Origin of the sequence: Gluconobacter roseus NBRC 3990 (genome assembly GCF_006538885.1) — a bacterium.
Classification (GTDB): Bacteria; Pseudomonadota; Alphaproteobacteria; order Acetobacterales; family Acetobacteraceae; genus Gluconobacter; species Gluconobacter roseus.
On record NZ_BJLY01000002.1, the window covers coordinates 360,517 to 384,019 of the forward strand.

Sequence of the window (23,503 nt, forward strand, 5' to 3'; positions counted from 1 at the left end):
CGAACATCCATGCAATATGACATTCTCATCGGCATTGCCTCGACTTTCGGAGCGGGGATGCTGGCCCAGTGGGTCGCCTGGCGCTTCCGGCTTCCAGCTATTGTTCTTCTGTTTTCGCTCGGCCTGATCTTCGGACCTGGGCTGGGTATCCTTCATCCGTCCGAGACGATGGGGTGGATGTTCCGGCCGCTGGTGTCGCTGCTCGTGGCACTGGTGGTGTTCGAAGGGGGCATGGCGCTGGATTTCCGCCAGTTGCGCGAAGCCGGTGAGGGCGTCGCCCGCCTGACGATGCTTGCACTGCCGATCAACTGGGTGCTCGGCTCGCTGGCAGCGCATTATGTCGCGCATCTGGAATGGGGCACGTCCATGCTGTTCGGCGCGATCGTCGTCGTCACAGGGCCGACCGTCGTTCTGCCGCTGCTGCGCAGTGCCAAACTTCAGCCGCGCGTGGCGGCGTTCCTGCGCTGGGAAGCCATCGTTAACGATCCGCTGGGCGCCATTCTGGCGGCCGTCGTGCTTCAGCTGATGATGCTGCATGTGGACGTTCATGCGGACGTGTTCTTCACGCATACACTGCCCGATCTTCTGGGCGCGATTGCGGTCTCGCTGTCCGCAGGGATCCTGCCGGCCTATCTGATCCGCTACCTGTTCACCCGCGATCTGATGCCGGAAATTCTCAAGACACCGGTGCTGATTTCGATGGCGCTGGTGATCTTCTCCCTGTGCAATCTCGAAATGGGCGGTGCGGGGCTGATGGCGGTGACGATCTTCGGCATGGCCTTGGCAAACCTTCAGATCCCGGGCGTTGCGGAACTGCGACGCATGAAGGAATCACTGGTAGTTCTGGTCGTCTCGGTTCTCTTCATCATGCTGACGGCGGATCTGCATCGGGATGTTCTGGCGCAGCTCTCCATCCCGATTTTCGCACTGACAGTCGTGGTACTGTTTGTCGTACGGCCAGTGGGCATTTTCCTCTCCACACTGGGCACAAGCATGCCGTGGAAGGAAAAGCTGTTTGTCGGCTGGATTGCGCCCCGCGGTATCGTGGCGGCGGCCGTGGCGGGTGAAGCCGGGATCAGTCTCAAGGAAGCAGGATACCAGTCCGCCGACCTTATCATGCCGGCCGTGTTTGCAGTCATTGCGGTGACAATGATCCTGCATGGGTTTTCGCTTGGTCCCATCGCAAGGCTGCTCAAACTGACGCTGTCCAACGAGCCGGCAATCGCCATTCTCGGCGCCAGCGCATGGTCCATCAATTTCGCCCGATGCCTGCGGCAGGCTGGCGTTCCGGTTCTGCTGGTGGACAACCGCTCCAGCGCGCTTATTCCTGCGACACGGCAGGATATTCCCGTCCTGCGGGCAGAACTTCTGTCCCAGCATGGTCAGGAATCATTCGAGGAACGTCCCGCTGATTACCTGATCGCGACGACAGGGGACGGTATCTATAACGGAATGGTGTGTGGGCATCTAGCGCCAACCATGGGGCGTCAGCGCGTCTATCAGATCAGTCCGGGCGTGGCGCGGCTGGACTTCTATCATGGTCTATCACGCGATGCCCGCGGCAAGGTCCTCGGCGAGCCTGCCTGGAATTACACCCTGTTCGACACCCTGTTCGAGCAGGGCTGGCGGTTCGTAGCAGTGGAAGCCACGGAAGAGACCGCTCCGTCATTCGGTACGGATGAAAACAGGCTCGATATCCTCGTGGTCCGGCGTGATGGCGGCATCCTGATCCGCTCGGCCGAGGACAACGACAAGGCCGTGCCCCAAGCGGGGGACTACATGGTCTCCATGGTGCCCCCGCCAGCCGAACTGGTTTAACGAGACCTAGGCCGGTGCCTCCACCGTAATGTGCGAGAGACCGGCTTTCAGAAACGCACGCAGGTCTTTCTCATCCAGGGCGATACAGCCTTCGGTATAACCGCTGGCGGATGGCAGATGGAGAAAGATCGCCGAACCCCGTCCCGAATCGGCCGGGGCATCGTTCCATCCCATCACAATGCAGAGATCGTAAGCATGGTCTTTCCGCCAGAGATTTTCGCAGGAAGCGGGGTGAGGGAGAGTGACGGCCCGGTTATAGTCAGGATGGGATGGATCGTCGCACCAGCCGTCATTGGGGGCGATGGGCTCAACAGGCAATCCGACGCCGGAAACTGGGCGTACTGTGCGATCCGCACGATAGAGAATACGCCTGAGCGGCAGTTCCCCGACGGGGGTGCGGAGATCTCCCTCAGTCTTGTCAAGAGTCAGACCGTACCGACCAATCAAAGCCGGAACGATTTCCCCTTGGAAGTGAAGAAAAGCGCGGTCTCCAGCGGTTTTCAAAATAGCTTTAGCCATAATCCTGTTTCCTTTTGCCGCTGTCCTTGCCATAGTCTGACTTGTAAGCATTCAGCTCTTTACCTTGCCTTCACAGGCTGAAAGACTGGATGTTGAGTTACGAACGCCGATCTTTGCGGATGTGACTTCTTTTCCGTCGTGATAGAACGAGACAGGTTACTATGGCAGGTCCCCGCCCCATCCTGATTGTAGACGATGACGATACACTGCGTCGTCTGCTGGCCGAGCAGCTTCAGCACGGTGGCGAGCTGGAGGCTGTCGAGGCAACCTCCGTCGCTACAGCACGTGAGCTTCTTGCAAAGCCCGGTGCCCGATATGACGCCATGCTGCTGGACATCACCCTTCCGGATGGTGATGGCCGCGATTTCTGTGCTGAGCTGCGACGCGAAGGCGTCCGCATGCCGATCATCATCCTGACCGGATCCGATGACGAGCATGATGTCGTGCGCGGTCTGGACGCCGGCGCGAATGACTATGTCGCCAAGCCGTTCCGCATTGGTGAGCTTCTGGCCCGTCTGCGCGCCCAGCTTCGGATTTTCGAGAACAGCGAAGATGCTGTGTTCGAAATCGGTCCATATGCATTCCGCCCGTCCGCCAAGCTTCTGGTCGAAACCGCCCGCAACCGCCGGATCCGTTTGACGGAGAAGGAAGCGGCGATCCTGAAGTATCTTTACCGTGCAGGTCAGCGGCCGGTGGCGCGTCAGGTTCTCCTGAATGAGGTCTGGGGCTACAACGCCGCTGTGACCACCCATACGCTCGAGACACATATCTATCGTCTGCGCCAGAAGATCGAGCCCGATCCGGCCCGCACATCGCTGCTGATTACGGAAGGAGGCGGTTATCGTCTCGATCCGGAAGGACGTGGCGTCATCGGGTCCGACAGCCTGTCAGCCTGAAAGCTGACAGGGCAGGTTCCGGTTCAGGCTGGATCAAAATCCAGCACGACCGGGACGTGATCGGACGGGCTTTCCCAGTCGCGCACGTCCCGCAGGATCCGGACATCACGCAGACCCGGCATAAGGTCGGGCGTCATCCAGACATGATCCAACCGCCGTCCGCGGTTGGACTTCTTCCAGTCCCTGTTGCGATATGACCACCATGTATAGAGCTTTTCGGGCTCTGGTGTGATCGTCCGCATGGCATCCTGAAATCCCGTTGCCATCCATGCTTTGAAACGCTCGATCTCGGGTGGGGTGTGGCTAATGATTTTCAGAAGCTGCTTGTGACTCCAGACGTCATGCTCCAGAGGCGCGATATTGAGGTCGCCCACCAGGATACTGCGGGCAGGCGGGGTGCCGGTGAACCAGCCAGTCGCCTCGTCCACGAAGGCGAGCTTGTGGGCAAATTTTTCGTTTTCTTCAGGGTCGGGAATATCACCCCCGGCTGGCACATAAAAATCATGCAGCAGGATCGGACCAGCCGGCGTGGCAATACGGGCCGCCACATGGCGACAGTCGGAACGGCTGCACCAGTCCGGCATGTCAGCGACACTCTCTAGCGGATGCCGCGACAGGATTGCCACGCCGTTATAACCCTTCATGCCTTTATAGACCTGATGGGGCAGACCCATTCCCGTCAGGGCCTGGGCCGGGAAGAGGGGATCCGGGACTTTCGTTTCCTGCAGACAGACGATGTCCGGGTTTTCCTGTTCGACGATCTGCTTCAGCAGAGGCAGCCTGAGTCGGAGGGAATTGATATTCCATGTAATAAGACGCATGAAAAAAGGGATCGACCGGATCGGTCGTTTTGACAAGCGCCCTCTTGCGCATGACGCGTTCCCGTCCGATCTAGAACAAACCATGACTGATCTTCACGACACGCTCCTGACCCTTGATTCCCATATCGATATCCCCTGGCCAGACCGGCAGGATGCTTGGGCAGAGGAAACCTCCCGGCAGGTAAACGTCCCCAAGACGCGCAAAGGCGGACTGCGGGCTGTGTGCCTGGCTGCGTATATTCCGCAAGGCCCGCGTGACGACGACGGGCATGCCGAAGGCTGGTTCCGGGTTCAGGCTATGCTGAATGTCATTTCCGGCCTCGAAGGCGGTCAGGGCGTTCGCGTGTGCCGGACTGCTGCAGACGTGCGGGCCGCTTATGAAGCAGATGATCTGGCTGTCATTCCCGCGATCGAGAACGGGCACGCTCTTGGCGGCCAGCCCGAGCGGATTACTGAACTCGCCCGCAAATATGGTGTGCGATACATGACGCTCACCCATAACGGGCATAACGCGCTGGCCGATGCCGCCATTCCCCGCAAGGATCTGGAAGATAGCGAAACCCTTCACGAGGGTCTGTCGGATCTGGGCCGTGAGGCCATCGCTAAGATGAACCGTTCCGGCGTTCTAGTGGATGTGTCCCACGCGGCCAAGTCAACCATGATGCAGGCCACCGAAGTCTCGACCACGCCGGTTTTCGCCAGCCATTCCTGCGCGCGCGCCCTGTGTGACCATCCGCGCAATCTGGATGACGAACAGCTTGATCGCCTGAAAGAGACAGGCGGCCTGATTCAGGTCACGGCCATGGGCTCGTTTCTAAAAAAAGGCGGGGGCGGAACCGTCGAAGATCTGGTCCGCCATGTCTCGTACATTGCAGACAGGATCGGTGTGGAGCATGTCGGTATTTCTTCCGATTTCGACGGTGGCGGCGGGATCCCGGGTTGGAAAGACGCGACTGAAACCGCAAACGTGACACGCGCGCTTCAGGCCGCCGGATTCAGTGACAAGGATATTGCTGCCATCTGGGGTGGTAACATGCTGCGCCTGCTAGAAACTGCCGAGAAGGCTGCGACACAGGCCTAATCGGGGGCGGGATGGAGTATTCCTTCTGCCTTCCGAAAGAACAGAACATGATCATGGCGGAGGAAAGAGGAGCCGGTTCGTCCACCATGATCCGCTGACATGTTCTACGACCACCTTGCGGTCGATCTTTGTCTCTAGAGTGAAGTTAACTCTCCGGGAACGAAAGCAAGATGCAAGCGTTTTCAATGACTTGCAAAACATGATTAAAAATTGGGCAATCTGATGGCAGGTCTGGCAAACCGGGGGTTTCATGATTCTGTCACGGAGCAGCCCACAGACTTTTCCACAGGTTCAGTGGATGACTGAAGAAGCCGAATGACCGACCTTCCTCCACACGACATCGACCCTGCGAGCGATCATGGCGAACCCGTTGTTCCTGCACAAAAAAAGCAGGGCGTGGAAGCCATCCGGGAAGCGCTGAAGACCATCCCCTACAGCCCTGGCGTGTATCGCATGCTGAGTGCCAAGGGTGAGGTTCTCTATGTTGGCAAGGCGTTGAGCCTGAAGAAGCGCGTGTCGTCCTATACCCGCCTCAACCAGCTGCCGGAGCGGCTGCGGCGCATGGTGTCGATGACAGTGTCGATGGAGATCGTGATTACGCGGACGGAAGCGGAAGCCCTGCTTCTGGAAGCCAACTACATCAAGCGGATGAAGCCGCGCTTCAACATCCTGCTGCGCGACGACAAGAGCTATCCATGGCTGATGCTGACGGAGAGCCATGAGTTTCCGCAGATCACCAAGCAGCGTGGCAAACCGGTCAAAGGCGCGACATACTGGGGCCCGTTCGCGAATGCCTGGGCCGTCAATCAGACCCTGAATCTTGTGCAGCGCAGCTTTCTGCTGCGGTCCTGCTCGGACGCGGTCCTGAACAGCAGGACGCGGCCGTGCCTGCTGTACCAGATCAAGCGCTGCTCCGCGCCGTGTGTGGACCGGATTTCCAAGACGGATTACGCCGAACTGGTCAGCGAGACGCGGCAGTTCCTGTCGGGCCATAGCACCGAACTACAGCAGCGTCTGGCGGCAGAAATGGAGCAGGCCTCGCAGGACATGAACTACGAGCGCGCCGCTGCAATTCGTGACAGGATCCGCGGATTTGCCAGCATTCAGGGCTCCAGCACAATCAATCCGTCCACGATCAATGATGCCGACATCATGACGATCTGGCAGGAAGCCGGCCAGAGCTGCATTCAGATCTTCTTCATCCGTGGCGGCCGAAATAACGGCAACCGGGCGTTTTATCCAGCACATCTGGAGGAAGAGAGCGCAGCAGACGTGCTGTCAGCCTTCATGATCCAGTTTTACGACAACAAACCGCCGCCACCGACCATCCTCGTGAACTGCGAGATCCCGGAACTGAAACTTGTCGAGGAAGCCCTCAGCATCCGGCGGGGACAGAAGGTCGAAATCCTGAGGCCCCAGCGCGGCGAAAAGAAAGACGTCGTCGAGCACGCAGCGCTCAATGCCCGCGAAGCGCTGGAGCGGAAGCTGGCGGAGAACACCGGACAGCGCAAACTGCTCGAAGGTGTGGCCGAAGTCTTTGGCCTGCCGCAAACGCCCCAGCGGATCGAAACCTACGACAACTCCCATATCATGGGACAGGCGCCCTATGGTGTCATGGTCGTGGGTGGACCGGAAGGCTTCAACAAGCGCGCCTACCGCAAATACAGTATCAAGGGCCCGGTCACGCCGGGCGACGATTTCGGCATGATGCGAGAAGTGATGGAGCGCCGGTTTGGACGTCGTCCCGAAAATGGGGAACGACCAGAAGACTGGCCGGATCTGCTTCTCATTGATGGTGGCCTCGGGCAGTTCAACGCCGTGCGGGCCGTTCTCGCCGATATGGGCGTGACCGGAATCCCGATTGTCGCCATCGCCAAGGGGCCGGACCGAGACGCAGGACGGGAATGGTTCTTTACGGAAACAAAGCCGCCATTCCAGCTGCCGCCGCGTGATCCCGTGCTTTACTATCTGCAGCGTCTACGCGACGAGGCCCACAGATTCGCAATCACGACGCACAGGGCAGGGCGGTCCAAGGGGCTACGGAGTTCGGAACTGGACGACGTCCCGGGAATCGGAGCCGCACGGAAAAAAGCACTGCTCAATCATTTCGGCTCGGCGAAGTCGGTGAGGCAGGCCAGTCTGGAGGAACTGGAAAATGCGCCGGGCATCAGTTCCGGCACGGCGACCGCGATCTACGGGCATTTTCACCCGGAATGGGTCCAGAAGGCTTCGGTTGACGATCGCAGCCATTAGAACGTCTGTCAGAATTTACACGAAAAATACATCTTTTGCGGACACATTGGCGCATACCGGAGAGAAGGAAACTGTTCTAGACTGGTCGCAATGCTGACAGATCTGCCAAACATTCTGACACTGCTACGTATCGCGTCCATTCCCGTGCTGGTCGCGCTGCTCTCCGTGCATTCGCCAACCGCGAACGTGATTGCCTGCGTGGTCTACACGGCCGCGTGCATCACAGATTATCTGGACGGGGCTCTGGCACGCCGCTGGCATCAGCTATCTGAACTAGGCCGGATGATGGACCCCATCGCCGACAAACTGCTGGTGGGTTCACTTCTGCTGGCCCTGGCAGGCCTGACGCAGCTTCCTGTCTTCTCGCTTTACGCGGGCATCATCATCATGGTCCGGGAAATCCTGGTCAGCGGTCTGCGGGAATATATGGCGTCCCAGCGGGAGACGCTGCCATCGACGCGGCTTGCGAAATGGAAGACCGGCATCCAGATGGTCGCCATCGGCTTCCTGATTGGTGGCGATGGCGCGGCCAGAATACTGGGCCTCTCCTTCCTGCCTGCAACCCTGATTGGTGGGATTTTGCTCTGGTTCTCGGTCATCCCGACCGTGATCAGCGGCTGGGGTTATCTGACTGCGGGTCTGGCACGCATCATGGCAGGGCAGTCACGTAAATCGTCCAAGATCAGCTTCTGATGCCGTTCGGCGAAAGAATTGTAGCTGTATCTGAGTGTCTTCATCTGGCGTTCTGTGACAAGGACCGCTAAAGGTCATTTATTGATCTTGTGGGAGTAAGAAATGCGGAAGGCCGCTCTGCTGGCACTACCTCTCGCTCTGAGCGGCTGTTCGGGCATGGGCAAGTATATCCAGGATACGATGGTATGGACCGCGCTCGATAATCCCAATGGTCCCCACGGCGACAGTGAAAATATTCACCGTGCACGTGGTGAGAAGTTCGCTGAAACTCCGATTTTCCCCGAAAACGGCAATATCTGGCCGGGTCCTCCACAACCGCTTCCGACTCTCAAGGATGTGGAAAACCCAAACAGCACATTCAGTCATGCCCTGGGCGATCCGGCGACTTATTTCGGTGGCGCCGCCATTGATGAAACCTTCATGGGCGGTATTGGTAGCAAAGGTGCCCTGGGCGCATCAGGCTCGCAGCTTATGCAGGGACAGAGCATATCAGTCGGCGAGAGCACTGATACCCATCAGGGCGTGAGTCACGACCATAGCCACGTCATTCCGACACTCCCGTCCTCTGTCCCAGATAGTGCTGGCCATTTCCTGAACAAGAACCCAAGCAAGACCATTGTCATCCCGAACGGGGACGGCACGAGCACGCTGATTGCTCCGGACGGCAGCGTAAAAGTGGTTCACGGCATACCCGCAGTCCCAAAGTAACCTAAAAAATGGCGGCTTTTATAGCCGCCATTTTACTCGGATCGGCACTTAGTACTGCCGAAAAAGTGCAACCAGACGCCCCTGAATATGCACACGCTCCGCCGGGAAAATGCGAGTTTCATACTCCCGGTTGGCCGCCTCCAGCGCGATCATCGAACCGCGCCGACGTAGCTTCTTAAGCGTCACTTCCTGTCCGTCGATCAGGGCAACGATGATCTGTCCGTTCTCGGCCGTCTCACGCCGGCGGATGATCGCGATATCTCCATCCAGAATTCCTGCCTCGATCATGGAATCGCCCGCAACCGTCAGGGCGTAATGCTCGCCGGTCCCGAGCAGGGAAATCGGAACCTCGATGCGGTCACTGTCATCCTGCATGGCCTCGATCGGAAGACCGGCTGCAATGCGCCCATAAAGAGGAATGGTGACGGTCTGACGGTCATTGGCCACACTGGCCTCGGAGAAAGCCCCTTCGAGCTCTGTCTGGTGCTGGCTGATAACAGCCGGAACAAATCCCGCTCCAGCAGACGAGGCGGCAGGCGCTTCGGTTCCCATATGAGGCAGACGCAGCACTTCAAGGGCACGGGCGCGATGATGGTGCCGGCGCAGGAAGCCACGCTCTTCCAGAGCGGAAATCAGGCGATGGATGCCGGACTTCGAACGCAGTTCAAGGGCGTCCTTCATTTCGTCGAATGAGGGGGAATATCCCGTCCGGCGAAGATGATCATCGATATATAGCAAAAGCTGGTGCTGCTTGCGGGTCAGCATACAGGCGCTCCCATGCGCCTCGGCGGAGGCAGGTCGTAAAAACTGCAGAATGAGACGCATCCTGCATTTGTTCCTTATAGGTTCCTCTCTGTTGCCTCACAAGCAAAAGAGCAGGGGACACACGGATGACTGATAAGATTTCCTGGCAGCGAAAGCCTTTGAAAACAGAGCAAAACTGCGAAATCGTGCGGGAAGCTCTTGACCTTTGAGGCACAAATCAGCATGGTGCGCCCAATCTAGAGATCAACATGCTGCATCGACACCTTCGAGCGGCATCAGTATGGCGAAAGCCCGAGGGTATCATGGGAAAGAGCAACGTTATTCAGATCCGGCTCGTTTCGTCAGCCGAAACCGGCTACTTCTACGTCACGAAGAAGAATGCCCGTTCCGCTACGGGAAAGATGGAAGTGCGCAAGTACGACCCGGTTGCACGCAAGCACGTCGTGTTCCGCGAAGCCAAGATCAAGTAAGACTGTTCAGACAGTCTTCACAAAAAAAGCGGCCTTTGGCCGCTTTTTTTGTATCTAAAGAAACAGATTTCCTGATCGCTGCTCAGAACAGTTTGTCATGCGGGCCGTAGGGGACAACCAGATCACCACTGCGCGTCAGGTTCATCGTAGCGCGGGCCCGTTCGTCCAGCATATCAGCGTCCAGCGCCTTTTCCTTGAGAGCAACGACACGGCGGCGCCAGACATTCTGCTCGTCTTCGGCATCCTGTCTGGCCTGAACGGCGTCTTTCTCAAGCTGCGTCTGTTCCTGATAGGCATGAATGCCATGCGCACCGTGAAGCGCATTCCAACCGAAATAAACGGTCAGGGACAGGAAGAAAGCCGGAGGAGCAACGGCGCGGACACCACGCTTGATGAGTCGGACCAGTGTCACGTCGTGCAAACTCCGTTTTGAATGACTGCGTCAATCTATATCAGTCATCTGTGACCAGACAATGAATGATACGGATATCTTTCATATCCGGGATAAGAAGACGGCCCAGTCTCACAGGAAAACAGGACCGTCTGGCAGAACTCAGGAGTTCTTGAGAATGCCGCGACCAGCGTAACGGGCTGCGCTGCCGAGCTGCTGCTCGATCCGGATCAGCTGGTTGTACTTTGCCGTACGATCGGAGCGGGAGAGGGAGCCCGTCTTGATCTGACCGCAATTCGTAGCAACAGCAAGATCGGCAATGACGGAGTCTTCCGTCTCACCTGAACGATGGCTCATGACGCAGGCGTAACCGGCCTTGTGTGCGGTTTCGACAGCTTCAAGCGTCTCGGTCAGCGTTCCGATCTGGTTAACCTTCACAAGAAGGGCATTACCCGTCCCAGCCTTGATGCCACGGCGCAGACGGTCAGGGTTGGTTACGAACAGATCGTCACCAACAAGCTGAAGCTTCTTGCCCAGACGGGTGGTGAGCTCTGCCCAGCCTTCCCAGTCGTCTTCCGCAAGACCATCCTCAATGGAGACGATCGGGTAACGGTTGGCCAGATCCTCGAGGTAAGAAATCATGCCCGAAGCATCGAATTCCTTGCCTTCACCTTTCAGGTTATAGCGGCCATCCGCATAGAATTCGGTGGCAGCGCAATCGAGCGCGAAGGTTACGTCCTCGCCGAGTTTGTAACCGGCAGCCTCAACGGATTTAGCAATAAATCCAAGAGCTTCGTCAGCAGACTTCAGGTTCGGTGCGAAGCCACCCTCATCGCCGACATTGGTGTTGTACCCGGCTTCGGAAAGACCTTTCTTCAGCCGTGCGAAGATTTCTGAACCCATGCGGATCGCGTCAGCAACCGTCGGCGCGCCAACGGGCTGGATCATGAATTCCTGAATGTCGATCGGATTGTCGGCATGCTCACCGCCATTGACGATGTTCATCATCGGAACCGGCAGAAGATGGGAGTAGGCGCCTCCGACATAACGGTACAGCGGCAGTTCCAGCTCCTCGGCTGTAGCCTTGGCGACAGCGAGAGAAACACCGAGGATGGCGTTCGCACCCAGACGGGATTTGTTCGGCGTTCCGTCCAGATCGATCATCGCATTGTCGATAGCGATCTGGTCTTCCGATTCGGCACCCTGAAGAACTTCGAGAATGTCGTTTTCAACGTGGCTGCAGGCCTTCAGGACGCCCTTGCCGCCGTAGCGGGACTTGTCACCATCACGCAGCTCCACGGCTTCGTGAGCGCCTGTGGATGCGCCAGAAGGGACAGCGGCGCGGCCGCGGGCACCGGAGGACAGCTCGACTTCGACCTCGACGGTAGGATTGCCGCGGCTGTCCAGGATTTCGCGGGAGGTGATATCAACGATGGCGCTCAATGGAAGCTCTCCTGGATATGCGTGAACCGGGGTGGCTCGTGACCGTTCGGAATGGAACAGCTATTTCAAGTCTCAAAATCACGCCGTGAGGTCAACGACGACATGCGCCTTCCTTTTCCCGTTTTCGTGCTCGGCATCGCCGGACTGATCCCGTTTGTGACGCTCGGCGGCTGGATCTTCCTGGCCGGGCTGTTTACGCCGCTACCACATCTGAAGATCATTCTGCTGGCGTACGGGGCCTGCATCCTGTCGTTTCTGGGAGCCGTGCACTGGGGGCTGGCCATGGAGCGGCCGGACATCATCACGGTAGGCGGGACGTCACAGCGGGACCGTCAGCGCCTCGTGCTGGGCGTCTGCCCTGCGCTCTGGGCATGGCTCGCGCTCTGTGTGGGTGTGCTGGGACATGTCCGTGCCGGTTTCGGACTGGAAATCATCGGTTTTGTCGGAACATTTCTTGTGGAGCGGGAAGCCTGGAGGAAAGGCGCTCTTCCCCCAGGCTATCTGCCGCTTCGGACTGGCCTTACGGCTATCGTAGTCCTGAGCCTGTTTCTGGCGGCTCTGGCACCATCCGGCACCTAGGACAGGAAGGACTTCGCCAGAGCGTCAAAGGCTTTCAGGCGCGTCAGGAGACCGTGCATTTCACTGAGCGGCACCATGGTCGGGCCATCGCTCGGAGCGTGGTCCGGGTCCTGATGCGTCTCAATGAAGACGGCAGCCACGCCGATGGACAGGGCAGCGCGGGCGAGTGGCTCGACGAACTCACGCTGTCCACCCGTTGATGCACCAAGACCGCCCGGCTGCTGAACCGAGTGCGTGGCGTCGAACACGACCGGATAACCGGTCTGCGCCATGATCGGCAGACCACGCATGTCGCTCACAAGCGTGTTGTAGCCAAAGCTCGTGCCACGGTCGCAAAGCATGATGCGCTCATTGCCCGTGGACGCGATCTTCGCCGCGACATTGGCCATGTCCCACGGGGCAAGGAACTGGCCCTTTTTGATGTTGATAGCACGGCCCGTTTCGCCAGCCGCCAGCAGCAGATCCGTCTGGCGGCACAGGAAGGCCGGGATCTGAAGCACATCCACGGCCTGGGCCGCAGGCGCGCACTGTTCGGCCGTGTGGACATCGGTCAGGACAGGAACACCAAAGCGCTCGCGGATGCCAGCGAGAATGTCCAGACCGGCATCCATGCCAACACCGCGCGCGGCATTGACCGAACTGCGGTTCGCCTTGTCGAAGCTGCTTTTGTAGATCAGCCCGATGCCAAGCTCGCGACAAATGCCGGAGATGGCATCAGCCAGCTCCGTTGCGTGCTCGCGGGATTCGATCTGGCAGGGACCAGCGATCAGCGTGAACGGCTGATCCTGGCCGACCGTAAGGTCTCCGATCCGGAAGCTCACTTGCTGTGAGCCTCCTTAACGGCCGCGGCGATGAAGCCTGCGAACAGCGGATGCGGGTCGAAAGGCTTGGAAAGCAGTTCCGGATGGTACTGCACAGCCACGAACCAGGCGTGATCCGGGTACTCAATCACTTCCGGCAGCACACCATCAGGCGACAGGCCGGAGAACCGCAGACCGGTCTTTTCAAGGCGGTCCTTGTAATGAGCATTGACTTCCCAGCGGTGACGATGGCGCTCACGGATTTCCGTGCGGCCATAGATTTCCGCCACGCGAGAGCCCGGAACCAGCTTGGCCGGATAAGCACCCAGACGCATCGTACCGCCCAGATCGCCACCTTCACGACGGCGGAGCATTTCGCTGCCACGAGCCCATTCGGTCATCAGACCGACCAGAGGCTCGTCCGTGGGACCGAACTCGGTGGAAGAGGCCTTGGGCAGACCTGCCAGTGAACGGGCACATTCGATCACGGCCATCTGCATGCCGAAGCAGATGCCCAGGAACGGGATATTGTGCTCACGGGCATAGCGGACAGCCTGAATCTTGCCTTCCGCACCACGCTCACCAAAGCCGCCCGGAACAAGGATAGCGTCCGCATCCTTCAGGCGCTCGGCAATGTTGCCGTTCTTCTCGAACTCTTCCGATTCGATCCAGTCGAGCTTCACCTTCACATGGTTGGCGATGCCACCATGCAGCAGGGCCTCGGCCAGCGACTTGTAACTGTCAAGCAGGGCCGTGTACTTGCCGACGATGGCCACCCGGACTTCCCCCTCGGGTTCGCGAATCGCATGGACGATCTTTTCCCAGCGTGAGAGGTCCGGCTTGCTGTCATAGGGCAGACCGAAATAGCGCAGGACTTCCTGATCCATTCCCTCGTTGTGATAGGAAATGGGGCAGGCATAGATCGTGTCCACGTCGAGCGCCGCGATAACGGCTTCCGGACGGACGTTGCAGAAATTGGCAATCTTGCGACGCTCGTTGTCCGGAATGGGACGGTCCGAGCGGCACAGCAGCATCTGCGGCTGGATACCGACATTCTGCAGCTCCTTGACGGAATGCTGCGTCGGCTTGGTCTTGAGCTCGCCGGCTGCCGGAATATAGGGCAGGAGGGTCAGGTGCACGCACATGGTCTGGGCATGGCCGAGATCATTGCGCAGCTGACGGATGGCTTCGAGGAAAGGCAGGCTCTCGATGTCGCCGACCGTACCGCCGATTTCCACGAGGACGAAATCATAGTCGTCGGTGCCCGTGACCACGACGTCCTTGATGGCGTCCGTGATGTGCGGGATGACCTGCACGGTTCCACCCAAATAGTCGCCGCGGCGTTCGCGCGCGATCACATCCGAATAGATCCGTCCCGTCGTGGTGTTGTCAGCACGTGACGCATGGACACCCGTGAAGCGTTCATAATGACCGAGATCGAGGTCGGTTTCGGCCCCGTCATCGGTAATGAACACCTCACCGTGCTGGTACGGGCTCATGGTGCCCGGATCCACGTTGAGATAGGGGTCCAGTTTGCGCATGCGGACCTTGTATCCGCGCGCCTGGAGGAGAGCAGCGAGGGCCGCTGAAGCGATGCCCTTGCCGAGAGAAGATACCACACCGCCGGTGATGAATACGAAACGCGTCATGGGCGGTCTTCATACACTGCCGACATGGGGCAGGGGAAGCGGAGAGACGCGTCTGTAAGAAAGATCCCCGTTAAAAAGTTTGAACGGGGATTTTCAGGCCCGGTCAGTGAGCGGGTGCGGGAGCCGGAGCGGCAGGTGCCGCCGGGGTTGTGGTGGTAGTCGTCTGGGTGGTGGCAGGCGGCTCAGCCAGAATGTCATGCGAGCCGACGCCGGAAGAGGCGCCACGGTTCATGACGGCCAGCACCAGGCACAGCAGCATAAAGATACCGGCGAGGACGGATGTGGCACGCGTCAGCAGCGTTGCCGTTCCGCGGCCACTCATGAAGGAGCCCATGCCCTGGCCGCTGCCAATGCCGAGGCCGCCGCCTTCGCTGCGCTGGATGAGGATCACCCCGATCAGCGCCAGTGTGACCAGCAGATTGAGAGCAAGCAGAAGAGTGGTCATGAACGATAGGGTCCGGACAATGGTTGGGACGTCAGGCGGAAAGACGCTGCTTCGGCGATGCGCAGGAAGCGCTCTGCTTCCAGACTGGCACTGCCGACCAGCACCCCTCCGAGCGACCCGATGGAAAAGATGGTCGGCGCCTGAGCCGGTGTTACGGAGCCGCCATACAGGATCGGGACACGAATGTCATCCGTCTTGAGACGGGACTGCAACAGTCCATGCAGCAAAGAAAGGGTCCGCTCAAGCTCGTCGATCGGCGGAACGGTGCCACTTCCGATCGCCCAGACGGGTTCGTAAGCCAGCACGCCGCTGAAGCCATCCGTCAGGGAACCCTCGACCTGCGTGGCCAGAACGGTGGTCGTCCGGCCTTCAAGCCGCTCCTGCATGGTCTCGCCAATGCACACGATGGGAACAAGACCCGCAGCCTCGGCAGTCTCGACCTTCTGGCGAATCAGCGCATCAGTCTCGCCATGGGCCTGACGGCGTTCGGAATGACCGAGAATGACATAGCGGACACCAAGGTCGGCCAGCATTTCAGCCGAAATGTCTCCGGTATGAGCGCCGGAGGACGTCATGTGACAGTCCTGCGCCCCGAGACAGACAGGCGTTTGCGGTCCCGCAGCACTGATGATGCCGTGAACGCTGGAGAGCTGCGTAAAGGGAGGGCACAGGACGAGCCGGACATCATCGGGAAGGGACTGCGCGCCCTCAGCGACGGCACGCGCCAATCTCGTGGACTGCTCGCGCAGGCCGTGCATCTTCCAGTTCCCTACGACAAGCCTGGGTAATGGGGGCACTTTTCCTCCTTGCATCGTCCCGGGGACGGACTGCGAAATGGCTGCGGTATCGCAGGCTCCGAACCAACAGAACACTCAACGACAGATCTCGTTCCGGTCTGCTTCTGGTCAAGCCGTTCTCACGACATTATGGTGCCGCAAGTTCTAGCGGGCCTTCCGTGCCCGCACCATCCCGTCATCCGGATCTGCCCTGACCCTATGATTACCACGCTCCGCCACCTCTTCGTTGACTCCTGGGCCGGCCGTGCCGCCGCGCTGCTGATCTTTCTGGCTTTCATCGGCTGGGGCGTCGGGGACGTGTATTCCAACATGGGGACGGCAAGCTCCAATGAAGTGGTGCGCGTGGGTGAGCGCAGCATCACGCCGGATGATTTCAGCCGTGCACTCTCGGCCCAGCTTCCGGTCGTTGCCAAACAGATCGGTCTCGCCGATCCATCCAAGCTGCCGAAAGGCGAGGTGGAACAGGTCGCCCGCCAGACGCTTCAAAATCTCGTGATCCAGAACGAGACCCAACTTGCAGCAGGCCGTGCCGGCATGGTGGTGCCTGACGAACTGGTCCGCCAGGAAATCTTTGCCATTCCTGCTTTCCACAATGCCGCCGGAAAATTCGACCGCAGCGTCTTCAATGACCGCCTGGCCCGGATCGGGCTCTCCGAAGGCAAGCTGCTTCAGGCCATCCGCGAAGATATTGCTTCCCGCGGGCTTCTGCAGGGCATGGGCCAGTCCGTTGTCGCGCCGTCGTCCCTGACGGAGCGGATGCTGTCTTTCGACGCCAGCCAGCGCGTGTTTGATCTGGTGCAGATCCCGTTCGCCAGCGGCACTGTCCCGGCCGCACCGACGGATGACCAACTGCACCGTTTCTATGACAACCATCCGCAGATGTTCCGCACGACGGAATACCGACACGCGAAAATGGTTGTCATGACGCCGGAAAGCGTCGCAAAGACGATCGAGGTTCCCGACGACGTCCTGCACCGCCTCTATGATTTCCAGGCACGGACCTATGATGTCCCCGAGACGCGGACGCTTCAGGTGCTGACCTTCACGGATCAGGCGAAAGCCGAGGCCGCCGCAAACGCCTGGAAGGGCGGAATATCTTGGGACGACATCCAGAAGAAGTTCCCTGAAGCCGCCGCTGTCTCGCTGCCATCCGTCCGTCAGAGCGACATCCCGAACCCCGAGCTCGCCAAGGTCGCGTTTGCCGCTCCGGCAGACCGGATTTCCGGTCCGGAAAAGACCGGCATGGGCTGGGTCGTCTTCAACATCTCCGCTGTCATCGCGCCTCACAAGACCACGTTCGAGCAGGCAAAGAATGATCTGAAAACCCAGGTCCAGAATCAGGAAGCCGGGGAAGCCCTTCAGGCCCGCCAGAAGCAGTTTCAGGACGCCGTCGCCGGCTCCTCGACGCTGGAGCAGATCCCCAGCGATCTCGGCGCCATCCCGGCCGCTGGCACGCTGGATTCCAACGGCATGACGCAGGATGGCCTGCCCGCGCCGATCCCCGGAGATGCCGCACTGCGTCAGGCGATCGTCCATCAGATCTTCACGCAGGCCAAGGGGGCCCAGCCGGCCGTCGTCAACGGCCCGAATGGCACTGCATTCTCGCTGCTCGTCGATGAAGTGCATCCGGGCACACTCAAGCCGTTCGACAGCGTGCGCGATCAGGTAGTGCAGGCCTGGACGGCAGAGCAGAAGCACCATGCCGCTGATCTGCGCGCCACTGCACTGTTCAACGCCGCCAAGGCTGGCACGCTGCGCAAGGCGCTTGAAGGCCAGCCTGAAGCGTCAGCCCTGCGTCAGGACGTCATGGTATCGCGGGTTCATCCGGATCAGAGCCTGCCACAGAACGTCCTGCGCGGCGTCTTTGGCCTCAAGCCGGGCACGAGCGGCATGTTCGAGACGCCGGACGCGTTCTGGCTGGTCAATGTAACGGCAGACAAGCCAGCTTCGGCAGAGGACATGAAAACTTTGGGCGGGCAGCTCTCAGGCGAGTATGTCCAGTCCATGCGCTCCGACATTCCGGTCGCCCTGAATGCGGCCATGGAAAAGGCAGTTCCGCCGTCGCATATCAACATGGCGCTCTATAATCAGGTCGTGACGGCGGCCGCGCCGGCAGCAGGAAACGGGGCGCAGTAATGGGTATTGTCTATAGCATCGAGGCCGCCGATCTTCTCACGCCAGTCTCGGCCTTTCTGCGGCTTTCGAAACTCTCGGACGATCCGTACCGGCTGCTGTTCGAAAGCGTCGAGGGCGGTGCGGCCCGCGGGCGTTATTCCGTAATCGCGCTTCTGCCGGATCTGGTCTGGAAGTGCCGGGACGGGAAGGTCACACTGGACGGCAAGCCTGTCGATGGCGTGCCGCTTGAGACGCTGAAGACCATCGTGGACGAAAGCCAGATGGATCTACCGGCTGGAATGCCGCCGATGATCGGCGGTGTGTTCGGTGTGCTGGGTTATGACATGGTGCGCCAGATGGAGCGCCTGCCGAACGCGCCGGTTAACGATCTGGGACTGCCGGAAGGCATCATGATCCGTCCGCGCCTGTTCGCCGTCTTCGATTCTGTGCGGGACGAACTCACGCTGGCCGTGCCGGTGCGGGGCAAGACGACGGATGCGGAGGCCCACGCGCTTCTGGATCAAGCAAGAGCCGCTCTGGCAGCGCCGCTGGGGGATACGCGCGAGACGCTGCTAGCCGGCACGGAACTGGCGCCACCAGTTTCGAACATGACGCAGCAGCAGTTCGAGGACCATGTCCGCAAGGCGCAGGACTATATCGCCGCGGGCGATGCATTCCAGATCGTGCCGAGCCAGCGCTTCACGACGCCGTTCCCGCTATCGCCGCTATCGCTCTATCGCAGCCTGCGCCGCGTCAATCCGGCACCGTTCCTGTTCGTGATGGAGCTTGAGGACTACGCTCTGGTCGGTTCCTCGCCGGAAATCCTCGTGCGGTTGCGCGACGGCGAAGTCACGGTACGTCCGCTGGCGGGCACACGTCCGCGCGGAGCGGACCGCGACGAGGATCTGGCTCTGGAAAAAGAGCTTCTCGCCGACCGCAAGGAACTGGCCGAGCATCTGATGCTGATCGATCTGGGGCGTAATGATGTGGGGCGTGTCTCACAGCTCGGGACCGTCGAGGTTCCGGAGAAATTCGTCGTCGAGCGCTACAGCCACGTCATGCATATTTCCTCAACCGTGACCGGCCGCATCAAGGACGGCAAAACGGCGATGGATGCACTTATCGCAGCCTTCCCGGCAGGGACACTGACAGGCGCCCCCAAGATCCGCGCCATGGAAATCATTGACGAACTGGAACCGACACGGCGCGGGCCGTATTCCGGCTGCGTTGGATATTTCGGTGCCGACGGGGAAATGGACACCTGCATCGGGCTGCGCATGGCCGTTCTCAAGGACGGGAACATGTATGTGCAGGCCGGCTGTGGTGTGGTCGCAGACAGCGATCCGAACGCCGAGTTCCGCGAGACACAGGCAAAAGCCCGCGCGCTGTTCCGGGCAGCGGAAATCGCGGTCACCACGGCTTCAAAAGCCTGAAGGCGCCCGGAGCACTGCGATGTATTTGACGAAAACAGACGCGAAGGTCATTCTGCTGCCATGATCCTTCTCATCGACAATTACGACAGCTTCACCTTCAACATCGTTCACCATCTGGGTGCACTTGGTGTGGAATGTGACGTGCGGCGCAATGACGCGCTGAGTGTCGAGGAGGCGCTGGCGCTCAAGCCGTCCGCAATCGTGATCTCGCCTGGCCCCTGTGCGCCGGATGGTGCCGGGATCTGCTGCGACCTGATCCGCGCTGCCGCAGGAAAGGTGCCGGTCTTTGGTGTCTGTCTGGGACATCAGGCCATCGGGCAGGTCTTTGGTGCCAAGGTCGTGCGCGCGCCCGTACCGATGCATGGCAAGATCAGCGCAGTGCAACATGACGGCACAGGGGTCTTCGCCGGACTGCCCAATCCCGTGGATGTTGTGCGTTATCACAGCCTGACGCTGGCACCGGACAGCATTCCCGAAACCCTCGTGATCAATGCCCGGACTGAAGATGGCATCATCATGGGCATACGCCACCGCGATTATCCCGTGCATGGCGTACAGTTCCATCCGGAAAGCATTGCCTCTGTGGCGGGACGGGATCTTCTGGCCAATTTCCTGAAAATTGCAGGAATCCCGGTTTCCACCTCACAGGCCGCATGACAATGAGTGTGGATTTTACGGTCCCTCTGCACAAGGTGGCCTCCGGACAGCCGCTCGATAGCCATGAGACGGAAGGGGCTTTCCATGCCATCATGGCGGGAGAGGTCGACCCGGTTCATCTCTCCGCTTTCCTGACAGCATTAAAACTGCGCGGCGAGACGTTTGCCGAACTGACTGGAGCCGTACAGGCAGTCCGTCACCACATGACGGTTCTTCCGGATGTTCCGGAAGGCACGATCGATGTTTGTGGAACGGGTGGAGACGGGCTGAAAACGCTCAATGTCTCGACCGCCGTGGCTTTCGTGCTGGCGGGGCTTGGTGTTCCGGTGGCCAAGCATGGCAACCGCGCCCTGTCCTCGGCGACGGGGGCCACAGACGTTCTCGAAGTTCTGGGTATCCCGCCCACTGATGATCTAGAACTTCAGGGCAGGCGCCTGCGGGAAGACAAGCTGGTCTTTCTCGCAGCGCCGCAGCATCACCCAGCCATGCGACATGCAGCTCCAGTGCGCAAAGCACTAGGCTTTCGTACGTTGTTCAATCTGCTCGGACCGTTATGCAATCCCGCTCAGGTGCGCCACCAGCTGATCGGTGTGTTTGATGGTCGCTGGTGCGAACCCGTAGCCCGTGCGCTTGGCGCACTGGGCAGTCTTTCGGTCTGGGTCGTGCATGGCTCAACCGAAGAAGGCGGCAGCGATGAACTCACGCTGGCTGGCCCGTCTCAGGTTTCGGCCTGGCAGAATGATGCGCTTTTTTCATTCGGGATCGAACCGGAAATGGCCGGATTTCAGGCCGCTCCGATCTCCGCCATCCGGGGCGGAGATGCCCGGACAAATGCTTCCGCGCTGATTTCCCTGCTCGATGGTGCCGGTGGTGCCTATCGGGATACGGTTCTTCTCAACGCTGCCGCAGCCCTGCATGTGGCAGGACGCGGCGATATCGTGAAGGACGGTGCAATTGACGCGCCGGCTTTCCGTCGCAATGTAGGACTGGCGGCAGACTCCATCGACCGGGGCCTTGCCCGTGCCGCGCTCGAACGTGCGCGCATGTCAGCTCCCTCCATTGCTTCCACAGACGCAGGACGATCATGACATTCATGTACCATCGACCGGCGATGACATATTCGCCTGAAGGAACGGAACAGTTCCCGGACCCGGAAGTTCCGGAAACGACGACCCCTCCCATCAAGAATCCGGAAGCGGAAACTGCTGCTGACCGCAGTGACGTTCTGGCACGGATCTGTGCCCGGACACGGGTGGACATCGAGCAGCGCTCGCAGATCATGTCCCTCAAGGAAATCACCGCACGGGCGCGGGAGGTCACGACACCGACGCGGGGTTTCGGACAGGCACTGCAGCATCTTACGGCAGATCGTCAGGTCGGGCTGATTGCCGAAATCAAGAAGGCTTCGCCGTCCGCAGGTATCCTGCGCCCTGACTACAAGCCGGTGGAAATTGCACAGGAATATCAGGCTGCTGGTGCGACCTGCTTGTCCGTTCTGACGGAAAGCTCCTGCTTCCACGGCAACACGGACGATATCCGCGCTGTACGCGAGGCGTGCAGCCTGCCGATCCTGCGCAAGGACTTCATCCTTGATCCCTGGCAGGTCCATGAAAGCCGTCTGATCGGGGCAGACTGCATCCTGCTGATCATGGCCGTCCTGACGGAGACGCAGGCTGCCGAGCTGATTGCGATTGCGCGCGGTCTGGACATGGATGTGCTGCTCGAAGTCCATGACGAGGCGGAACTGAACCGGGCGCTGGCTCTGGACACATTCCTGATCGGCATCAACAATCGCAACCTGCGCACGCTGAAGACCGACATTCAGACAACGATCGATCTGGCGCCGCTGGTGCCGCCCGATCGTCTGGTTGTGTCAGAAAGTGGTATCCGTACCCAGGACGACATGATGAAAGTCGGTGCGGTCGGAGCCAGCGCAGTTCTGGTCGGTGAAAGTCTGCTGCGTGAGCCCGATCCGGGTGTGGCTGCGCGCCGTCTGCTGGGTTTCGTCTGAGATCAGGCCGCCCGCTGTGGCGGTCTGACACGTTTTTTCACGTCACATCCTGTGGGCCAGCGCCTTTGCAAGTGCAGGGGCATGGTCTGGCTTTTGAAGGCTTCTGCCGTTAAGAGCTTGCAGGATTTTGTGCATTTCCATCAGGAGACCGCCATGGACGACAGTTCGTCCGCTTCAAGCCGGAGCAACGGTCCGGCCCTTTCGCCGGAGACCATGAAGCGCGCTTACAGGGATATGCTTCTCGTTCGCCGTTTCGAGGAAAAGGCAGGCCAGCTTTACGGTATGGGTCTGATCGGCGGCTTCTGCCATCTGTATATCGGGCAGGAAGCCGTTGTGGTCGGGATCGGCCTCAACATGAAGCAGGGCGACAAGTCCATCACGTCCTATCGCGACCATGGGCAAATGCTCGTGGCGGGCATGACACCGCGCGGTGTCATGGCGGAACTGACGGGCCGCTCCGGTGGATATTCGCACGGCAAGGGCGGTTCCATGCACATGTTCTCCCGTGAAAAGGAGTTCTATGGCGGTCATGGTATCGTCGGTGCACAGGTGGCACTTGGCACGGGTCTGGCTTTTGCGAACAAGTATCGTGGTACGGATGAGGTCTCGATCGTGTATTTTGGCGAGGGCGCATCCGCTCAGGGACAGGTCTATGAGAGCTTCAATCTCGCTGCCCTGCACAAGCTGCCCTGCATCTATGTGATCGAAAACAACCGCTACGGCATGGGCACATCCATCGAGCGCGCTTCGGCCTCCAAGGATCTGTCGCGTAATGGCGAGCCCTGGGGCATTGCCAGCCGCAAGGTGGACGGCATGGACATTTTTGCCGTGCATGAAGCCGCGCAGGAAGCCATGGAATACTGCCGCTCGGGCAAGGGGCCGTTCCTGCTTGAGATGGAAACCTATCGCTATCGCGGGCACTCCATGTCCGATCCGGCAAAATACCGTCAGCGCGCGGAAGTCGAGGAAATGCGCCGCACGCGCGATCCGATCGAGACGCTGAAGGCCGAAATGCTGCGCAGCGGCATCGAAGAGAGTGTCTTCAAGGACATTGAAACGGACGTGAAAGCCATCGTGGCGGACGCGACCGAATTTGCGCAGACAAGTCCGGAGCCGGACGTGTCCGAACTTTGGACCGATATTCTGGTGGAGGCCTGAT

The 23,503-nt window shown here is 59.7% G+C and carries 23 protein-coding genes; 14 read left to right on the forward strand and 9 right to left on the reverse strand.

What is annotated here, in order from left to right; all coding sequences use genetic code 11:
* Window positions 1-9: 9 nt before the first annotated feature.
* Window positions 10-1,818, forward strand: a complete 1,809-nt coding sequence (locus GRO01_RS05590) for a cation:proton antiporter (RefSeq protein ID WP_062510483.1) — start codon at window positions 10-12, stop codon at window positions 1,816-1,818.
* Window positions 1,819-1,824: 6 nt separating this feature from the next.
* Here the strand turns inward: GRO01_RS05590 and GRO01_RS05595 are convergent, their stop codons facing one another.
* Complete coding sequence (locus GRO01_RS05595; RefSeq protein ID WP_062510481.1) at window positions 1,825-2,337, reverse strand: L,D-transpeptidase family protein; 513 nt, start codon at window positions 2,335-2,337, stop codon at window positions 1,825-1,827.
* Between the two features lie 161 nt (window positions 2,338-2,498).
* On the opposite strand from GRO01_RS05595, the gene GRO01_RS05600 reads away from it, so the two are divergent.
* Window positions 2,499-3,233 (forward strand): response regulator transcription factor, encoded by a 735-nt coding sequence (locus GRO01_RS05600; protein ID WP_062510479.1) that lies wholly within the window; start codon window positions 2,499-2,501, stop codon window positions 3,231-3,233.
* Window positions 3,234-3,256: 23 nt separating this feature from the next.
* Here the strand turns inward: GRO01_RS05600 and GRO01_RS05605 are convergent, their stop codons facing one another.
* Window positions 3,257-4,054 (reverse strand): exodeoxyribonuclease III, encoded by a 798-nt coding sequence (locus GRO01_RS05605; protein ID WP_062510476.1) that lies wholly within the window; start codon window positions 4,052-4,054, stop codon window positions 3,257-3,259.
* 82 nt (window positions 4,055-4,136) lie between these two features.
* Here GRO01_RS05605 and GRO01_RS05610 point away from each other — a divergent pair, with 82 nt between their 5' ends.
* From GRO01_RS05610 to GRO01_RS05625, 4 genes are all read left to right on the forward strand, one after another.
* Entirely contained in the window at window positions 4,137-5,135 is a 999-nt protein-coding gene (locus tag GRO01_RS05610; protein ID WP_062510631.1) for a dipeptidase, read from the forward strand.
* Window positions 5,136-5,450: 315 nt separating this feature from the next.
* Entirely contained in the window at window positions 5,451-7,388 is a 1,938-nt protein-coding gene (uvrC, locus tag GRO01_RS05615; RefSeq protein ID WP_062510474.1) for an excinuclease ABC subunit UvrC, read from the forward strand.
* A 90-nt stretch (window positions 7,389-7,478) separates the two neighbouring features.
* Window positions 7,479-8,081: a CDP-diacylglycerol--glycerol-3-phosphate 3-phosphatidyltransferase gene (gene pgsA, locus GRO01_RS05620; protein ID WP_062510472.1), complete on the forward strand. Its 603-nt coding sequence runs from the start codon at window positions 7,479-7,481 to the stop codon at window positions 8,079-8,081.
* A 102-nt stretch (window positions 8,082-8,183) separates the two neighbouring features.
* On the forward strand, window positions 8,184-8,789 hold the full coding sequence (locus GRO01_RS05625) for a hypothetical protein (protein WP_062510470.1): 606 nt from the start codon (window positions 8,184-8,186) through the stop codon (window positions 8,787-8,789).
* 48 nt (window positions 8,790-8,837) lie between these two features.
* Here GRO01_RS05625 and lexA read toward each other — a convergent pair whose 3' ends face one another.
* Window positions 8,838-9,554: a transcriptional repressor LexA gene (gene lexA, locus GRO01_RS05630; protein WP_062510628.1), complete on the reverse strand. Its 717-nt coding sequence runs from the start codon at window positions 9,552-9,554 to the stop codon at window positions 8,838-8,840.
* 302 nt (window positions 9,555-9,856) lie between these two features.
* On the opposite strand from lexA, the gene rpmG reads away from it, so the two are divergent.
* Window positions 9,857-10,024 carry a 50S ribosomal protein L33 gene (rpmG, locus tag GRO01_RS05635; protein ID WP_011253780.1) on the forward strand — a complete coding sequence of 56 codons (168 nt, stop codon included), beginning with the start codon at window positions 9,857-9,859 and terminating at the stop codon, window positions 10,022-10,024.
* An 82-nt stretch (window positions 10,025-10,106) separates the two neighbouring features.
* Here the strand turns inward: rpmG and GRO01_RS05640 are convergent, their stop codons facing one another.
* Window positions 10,107-10,436, reverse strand: coding sequence for an FtsB family cell division protein (locus GRO01_RS05640; protein WP_062510468.1), 330 nt, complete (start codon window positions 10,434-10,436; stop codon window positions 10,107-10,109).
* Between the two features lie 141 nt (window positions 10,437-10,577).
* Complete coding sequence (eno, locus tag GRO01_RS05645; protein ID WP_062510466.1) at window positions 10,578-11,858, reverse strand: phosphopyruvate hydratase; 1,281 nt, start codon at window positions 11,856-11,858, stop codon at window positions 10,578-10,580.
* 102 nt (window positions 11,859-11,960) lie between these two features.
* Between eno and GRO01_RS05650 the strand changes: the two genes are divergently transcribed.
* Complete coding sequence (locus tag GRO01_RS05650; RefSeq protein ID WP_062510625.1) at window positions 11,961-12,437, forward strand: DUF3429 domain-containing protein; 477 nt, start codon at window positions 11,961-11,963, stop codon at window positions 12,435-12,437.
* Here GRO01_RS05650 and kdsA read toward each other — a convergent pair.
* From kdsA to tpiA, 4 genes are all read right to left on the reverse strand, one after another.
* Window positions 12,434-13,258, reverse strand: coding sequence for a 3-deoxy-8-phosphooctulonate synthase (gene kdsA, locus GRO01_RS05655; RefSeq protein WP_062510464.1), 825 nt, complete (start codon window positions 13,256-13,258; stop codon window positions 12,434-12,436). The two genes, GRO01_RS05650 and kdsA, sit on opposite strands and share 4 nt — an antisense overlap.
* The gene (locus GRO01_RS05660; RefSeq protein WP_062510462.1) at window positions 13,255-14,886 is read right to left on the reverse strand and encodes a CTP synthase; all 1,632 of its coding nucleotides are present in this window, start codon (window positions 14,884-14,886) and stop codon (window positions 13,255-13,257) included. Before GRO01_RS05660 ends, kdsA begins: the two co-directional genes overlap by 4 nt.
* A gap of 103 nt (window positions 14,887-14,989) precedes the next feature.
* Window positions 14,990-15,331, reverse strand: coding sequence for a preprotein translocase subunit SecG (gene secG, locus GRO01_RS05665; RefSeq protein ID WP_062510460.1), 342 nt, complete (start codon window positions 15,329-15,331; stop codon window positions 14,990-14,992).
* On the reverse strand, window positions 15,328-16,143 hold the full coding sequence (gene tpiA / locus GRO01_RS05670) for a triose-phosphate isomerase (protein WP_083541407.1): 816 nt from the start codon (window positions 16,141-16,143) through the stop codon (window positions 15,328-15,330). The genes secG and tpiA overlap by 4 nt, the downstream gene beginning before the upstream one ends.
* Before the next feature lie 183 nt (window positions 16,144-16,326).
* On the opposite strand from tpiA, the gene GRO01_RS05675 reads away from it, so the two are divergent.
* The 6 genes from GRO01_RS05675 (at window position 16,327) to pdhA (ending at window position 23,502) form a co-directional block, all read left to right on the forward strand.
* Complete coding sequence (locus GRO01_RS05675) at window positions 16,327-18,264, forward strand: peptidyl-prolyl cis-trans isomerase (RefSeq protein ID WP_062510456.1); 1,938 nt, start codon at window positions 16,327-16,329, stop codon at window positions 18,262-18,264.
* The gene (gene trpE, locus GRO01_RS05680; protein WP_062510454.1) at window positions 18,264-19,676 is read left to right on the forward strand and encodes an anthranilate synthase component I; all 1,413 of its coding nucleotides are present in this window, start codon (window positions 18,264-18,266) and stop codon (window positions 19,674-19,676) included. The genes GRO01_RS05675 and trpE overlap by 1 nt, the downstream gene beginning before the upstream one ends.
* 60 nt (window positions 19,677-19,736) lie before the next feature.
* Entirely contained in the window at window positions 19,737-20,333 is a 597-nt protein-coding gene (locus tag GRO01_RS05685) for an anthranilate synthase component II (protein ID WP_062510452.1), read from the forward strand.
* The gene (gene trpD / locus GRO01_RS05690; protein ID WP_062510450.1) at window positions 20,330-21,421 is read left to right on the forward strand and encodes an anthranilate phosphoribosyltransferase; all 1,092 of its coding nucleotides are present in this window, start codon (window positions 20,330-20,332) and stop codon (window positions 21,419-21,421) included. Before GRO01_RS05685 ends, trpD begins: the two co-directional genes overlap by 4 nt.
* Window positions 21,418-22,344 (forward strand): indole-3-glycerol phosphate synthase TrpC, encoded by a 927-nt coding sequence (gene trpC, locus GRO01_RS05695; protein ID WP_062510449.1) that lies wholly within the window; start codon window positions 21,418-21,420, stop codon window positions 22,342-22,344. The genes trpD and trpC overlap by 4 nt, the downstream gene beginning before the upstream one ends.
* Window positions 22,345-22,497: 153 nt before the next feature.
* Window positions 22,498-23,502: a pyruvate dehydrogenase (acetyl-transferring) E1 component subunit alpha gene (gene pdhA / locus GRO01_RS05700; protein WP_062510621.1), complete on the forward strand. Its 1,005-nt coding sequence runs from the start codon at window positions 22,498-22,500 to the stop codon at window positions 23,500-23,502.
* The last annotated feature ends 1 nt before the right edge of the window (window position 23,503 follow it).

What these genes read in the sequence shown, in the direction of transcription:
- GRO01_RS05590 (WP_062510483.1), top strand. Translation starts at nt 10, where the DNA reads ATGCAATATGACATTCTCATCGGCATTGCCTCGACTTTCGGAGCGGGG.
- GRO01_RS05595 (WP_062510481.1), bottom strand. Translation starts at nt 2,337, where the DNA reads ATGGCTAAAGCTATTTTGAAAACCGCTGGAGACCGCGCTTTTCTTCAC.
- GRO01_RS05600 (WP_062510479.1), top strand. Translation starts at nt 2,499, where the DNA reads ATGGCAGGTCCCCGCCCCATCCTGATTGTAGACGATGACGATACACTG.
- GRO01_RS05605 (WP_062510476.1), bottom strand. Translation starts at nt 4,054, where the DNA reads ATGCGTCTTATTACATGGAATATCAATTCCCTCCGACTCAGGCTGCCT.
- GRO01_RS05610 (WP_062510631.1), top strand. Translation starts at nt 4,137, where the DNA reads ATGACTGATCTTCACGACACGCTCCTGACCCTTGATTCCCATATCGAT.
- uvrC (WP_062510474.1), top strand. Translation starts at nt 5,451, where the DNA reads ATGACCGACCTTCCTCCACACGACATCGACCCTGCGAGCGATCATGGC.
- pgsA (WP_062510472.1), top strand. Translation starts at nt 7,479, where the DNA reads ATGCTGACAGATCTGCCAAACATTCTGACACTGCTACGTATCGCGTCC.
- GRO01_RS05625 (WP_062510470.1), top strand. Translation starts at nt 8,184, where the DNA reads ATGCGGAAGGCCGCTCTGCTGGCACTACCTCTCGCTCTGAGCGGCTGT.
- lexA (WP_062510628.1), bottom strand. Translation starts at nt 9,554, where the DNA reads ATGCTGACCCGCAAGCAGCACCAGCTTTTGCTATATATCGATGATCAT.
- rpmG (WP_011253780.1), top strand. Translation starts at nt 9,857, where the DNA reads ATGGGAAAGAGCAACGTTATTCAGATCCGGCTCGTTTCGTCAGCCGAA.
- GRO01_RS05650 (WP_062510625.1), top strand. Translation starts at nt 11,961, where the DNA reads ATGCGCCTTCCTTTTCCCGTTTTCGTGCTCGGCATCGCCGGACTGATC.
- GRO01_RS05660 (WP_062510462.1), bottom strand. Translation starts at nt 14,886, where the DNA reads ATGACGCGTTTCGTATTCATCACCGGCGGTGTGGTATCTTCTCTCGGC.
- secG (WP_062510460.1), bottom strand. Translation starts at nt 15,331, where the DNA reads ATGACCACTCTTCTGCTTGCTCTCAATCTGCTGGTCACACTGGCGCTG.
- tpiA (WP_083541407.1), bottom strand. Translation starts at nt 16,143, where the DNA reads ATGCAAGGAGGAAAAGTGCCCCCATTACCCAGGCTTGTCGTAGGGAAC.
- GRO01_RS05675 (WP_062510456.1), top strand. Translation starts at nt 16,327, where the DNA reads ATGATTACCACGCTCCGCCACCTCTTCGTTGACTCCTGGGCCGGCCGT.
- trpE (WP_062510454.1), top strand. Translation starts at nt 18,264, where the DNA reads ATGGGTATTGTCTATAGCATCGAGGCCGCCGATCTTCTCACGCCAGTC.
- GRO01_RS05685 (WP_062510452.1), top strand. Translation starts at nt 19,737, where the DNA reads ATGATCCTTCTCATCGACAATTACGACAGCTTCACCTTCAACATCGTT.
- trpD (WP_062510450.1), top strand. Translation starts at nt 20,330, where the DNA reads ATGACAATGAGTGTGGATTTTACGGTCCCTCTGCACAAGGTGGCCTCC.
- trpC (WP_062510449.1), top strand. Translation starts at nt 21,418, where the DNA reads ATGACATTCATGTACCATCGACCGGCGATGACATATTCGCCTGAAGGA.
- pdhA (WP_062510621.1), top strand. Translation starts at nt 22,498, where the DNA reads ATGGACGACAGTTCGTCCGCTTCAAGCCGGAGCAACGGTCCGGCCCTT.